Annotated in this window: 4 protein-coding genes; 3 read left to right on the top strand and 1 reads right to left on the bottom strand. The window is 68.0% G+C overall.

Translation table 11 applies throughout. The annotated features are described in order from the left end of the window. Window positions 1–361: 361 nt before the first annotated feature. Window positions 362–1,003, bottom strand: a complete 642-nt coding sequence (locus GTW67_RS33615) for a DNA-3-methyladenine glycosylase (protein ID WP_161168516.1) — start codon at window positions 1,001–1,003, stop codon at window positions 362–364. Between the two features lie 144 nt (window positions 1,004–1,147). Here GTW67_RS33615 and GTW67_RS33610 point away from each other — a divergent pair, with 144 nt between their 5' ends. The 3 genes from GTW67_RS33610 (at window position 1,148) to GTW67_RS33600 (ending at window position 3,181) form a co-directional block, all read left to right on the top strand. After that, entirely contained in the window at window positions 1,148–1,930 is a 783-nt protein-coding gene (locus GTW67_RS33610) for a sporulation protein (protein ID WP_161168515.1), read from the top strand. A 49-nt stretch (window positions 1,931–1,979) separates the two neighbouring features. After that, entirely contained in the window at window positions 1,980–2,519 is a 540-nt protein-coding gene (locus GTW67_RS33605; RefSeq protein WP_161168514.1) for a YbhB/YbcL family Raf kinase inhibitor-like protein, read from the top strand. A gap of 155 nt (window positions 2,520–2,674) precedes the next feature. Next, a complete protein-coding gene (locus GTW67_RS33600) occupies window positions 2,675–3,181 on the top strand; it encodes an HNH endonuclease (protein ID WP_161168513.1) in 507 nt (168 codons plus the stop codon). Window positions 3,182–3,250: the final 69 nt, after the last annotated feature.

Here is a 3,250-nt window from a genome sequence, read left to right as displayed (position 1 = left end):
ACGCTGTTGAGTTCTCAAGGAACGGACGCTTCCTTTGTACTCACCCTCTCGGGCTTTCCTCCGGGCTTTTCCCTTCGGTCTTGCGTTTCCGACTCTATCAGATCCTTTCGGCCCTGATTCCCGGTCGGCGGGTTTGTCGAGGCTTTCGGGCTTTCGCCCGTCGGCCTTTCGACATTCACTACGTTAGCCGATTTCCCTGCCGACTCATAATCGAGCCGATGAGTTCGAATTCGGGCATGCGGACACGCCAAAATCCGCCTCGCGAGAGGAGTCGTTGTAGTGGGTTGGCCGCTCCGGCTGCAGGCGAATGCCGTACCCGGTTCAGCGGCTCGGGCCACATTACGCGCCTCGTAGGGGCGAGTCAACTTCGGCGGCGACGGGGCACATGGGCCCGGTACGGGCTGACCGTGGGGTCGTCCGCGACCCAGTAGCGCCAGGGGTGGACGCCGCCCTCGCCGGCCACGCCGGTGCGCGGGCCGTTGCGTACCTGGCCACGCGGTACGGGGGTGCCGGTCAGGATGCGCAGCGGGGTGTCCTCCGCGGTGCACGCGTCCGTGCCGTTCAGGGCGCGGTCCACGCCGAGGGCGGTGGCCAGGCGGGCCGGGCCCTTGGCCAGTTCCTTGTCGTTGCGGGCCGAGAGGCGGCGGGTGCGGGCCAGCTCGGCGCCCTCGATGATCTCGCCGGCGCGGAGGAGGACGGCGCTCGACCTGCCTTCGGGACCGCAGACCAGGTTCATGCAGAACCACATGCCGTAGGTGAAGTAGACGTACACGTGTCCGGGGGGACCGAACATCACGTCGTTGCGGGGTGTGCGGCCTCGGTAGGCGTGTGAGCCGGGGTCGTTCTGGCCGTCGTAGGCCTCGACCTCTGTCAGGCGGAGGGCGATCGGACCGTCCGGGGTGTTCCGTAGGAGGATGCGGCCCAGGAGGTCGGGGGCCACCTCGAGAATGGGGCGGTCGAAGAATTCCCGGGGCAGGGGCGTACGGTCGGGGGTCGCGATCATGCCGTCCGAGCGTAACGCAGGTGGGTGGGTTCGCAGGGTGGTCAGCGGGCGCCCGCCTTGTCAGGGTGAGGGGCGCGGAACCGGTCGCGGCCGGATCGCGTTTCTAGGGACCGAGGGTTCACACACATCCTGAGAGGGAGAGACATGGCGTTCAAGAAGCTGCTCGCGAGCCTGGGGGCCGGCGGGGCCTCGGTGGAGACCGAGCTGCACGAGGTCAACGTCGTACCGGGCGGTGTCGTCCAGGGTGAGGTGCGGATCCAGGGCGGTTCCGTCGACCAGCAGATCGAGGGGCTGTCCGTCGGTCTACAGGCCAAGGTCGAGGTCGAGAGCGGTGACGAGGAGTACAAGCAGGACATCGAGTTCACCAAGGTCCGCCTCGGCGGTGCCTTCGAGCTGAAGGCCGGTGCCGTGCACGCGGTGCCCTTCGGCCTGGAGATCCCCTGGGAGACGCCGGTCACGATGATCGACGGACAGGCGCTGCGCGGGATGAACATCGGCGTCACGACCGAGCTGGAGATCGCTCGTGCCGTGGACTCAGGTGACCTGGACCCGATCAACGTGCACCCGCTGCCGGCGCAGAAGGCGATCCTGGACGCGTTCATCCAGCTGGGCTTCCGCTTCAAGAGCGCTGACATGGAGCGCGGCCACATCCGGGGGACGCGGCAGAAGCTGCCCTTCTACCAGGAGATCGAGTTCTTCCCGCCCCAGCAGTACCGGGGGCTGAACCAGGTCGAGCTGAGCTTCGTGGCCGACGCGCAGGCGATGGACGTCGTGCTGGAGATGGACAAGAAGCCGGGCCTGTTCAGCGAGGGCAGCGACACGTTCCGCTCGTTCAAGGTGGGGCTGAACGACTACCAGGGCACCGACTGGACGGCGTACCTCAACCAGTGGCTGTCCGAGGTCGGCAGCAAGCGGAACTGGTTCTAGTGGTTCTAGGCTCGGTCACCTCTGCACCAGACGATCAGGAGGTACCGAGGTGACCGAGCTCAAGCGGCGTCCGCTCCCCCATGACTTCCACCCGCCCGTGGCGTCGTTCACGGTCGCGAGTGACGACGTCCAGGAGGGGGCGACGCTCAAGGACGCTCAGGTCCACGCGGCCGGCAACACTTCTCCGCACCTGCGGTGGGAGGGCTTCCCCGCCGAGACCAAGAGCTTCGCCGTGACGTGCTACGACCCGGACGCCCCGACGGGCAGCGGGTTCTGGCACTGGGTGGTGTTCGACATCCCGGCCTCGGTGACCGAGCTGCCGGTGGGCGCGGGCAGCGGCTCGTTCGAGGGCCTGCCGAAGGGTGCCGTTCAGGCGCGCAACGACTACGGCAGCAGGGAGTTCGGCGGTGCCGCGCCGCCGGCCGGGGACGGTCCGCACCGTTATGTCTTCACGGTGTACGCCGTGGACGAGGAGAAGCTCGGTCCGGACGCCGACGCCACGCCCGCCTTCGTGGGTTTCAACCTGCGGTTCCACACGATCGGGCGTGCCCAGCTCGTCGGTGAGTACGAGGTGCCCGCCGACAGCTGAGCAACCGGGCGTTCATGGAACGTTTGCCCGCCCCTGGTCTTGGAATGGATCAGGGGCGGGCATCTTTATATTGCGTTGTCCATCCCGGCGTGCCCGGCCAGAGTTGATCCCAGCCCGCCAAAGGGTGGGCCGGTGCACACGGGAGGTGGGCTGGTATGCGGGACACGCTGGTGCTGAACGCGAGCTTCGAGCCGCTGTCGACGGTGACGCTGAATCGAGCCGTCGTTCTGGTGCTCCAGGACAAGGCCGTCGTGGAGCAGGCCCACCCCTCGCTGCGGATGCGCGGTGCCGCGCTGGACATACCGGCGCCCCGGGTGATCAGGCTGTGCCAATACGTGCGGGTGCCGTTTCGAAGACGTGCGCCGTGGTCGCGGCGGGGTGTGCTGGTCCGGGACCGGCACCGGTGCGCGTACTGCGGGCGGCGGGCGACGACCGTGGACCACGTGGTGCCGAGGTCGCACGGCGGGCAGGACACGTGGCTGAACACGGTGGCGTCCTGCGCGGAGGACAATCACCGCAAGGCGAACCGGACGCCGGAGCAGGCGGGGATGCCGTTGCTGCGGGAGCCGTTCGAGCCTACGCCTGCCGATGCGATGTTGCTGGCGCTGGCCGGGGGTGATGTCTCGGCGCTGCCGGAGTGGTTGGCGTTGAGCGCGGCGTAGTTTCTGCCGGTTCGGTTGTTTTCCGGCTCACGGTTGTGGGTGGCTGGTCGCGCAGTTCCCCGCGCCCCT

Origin of the sequence: Streptomyces sp. SID5910 (assembly GCF_009862125.1) — a bacterium.
In the GTDB taxonomy this organism is placed as follows: domain Bacteria; phylum Actinomycetota; class Actinomycetes; order Streptomycetales; family Streptomycetaceae; genus Streptomyces.
This window is presented reverse-complemented; position numbering and strand designations above follow the sequence as displayed.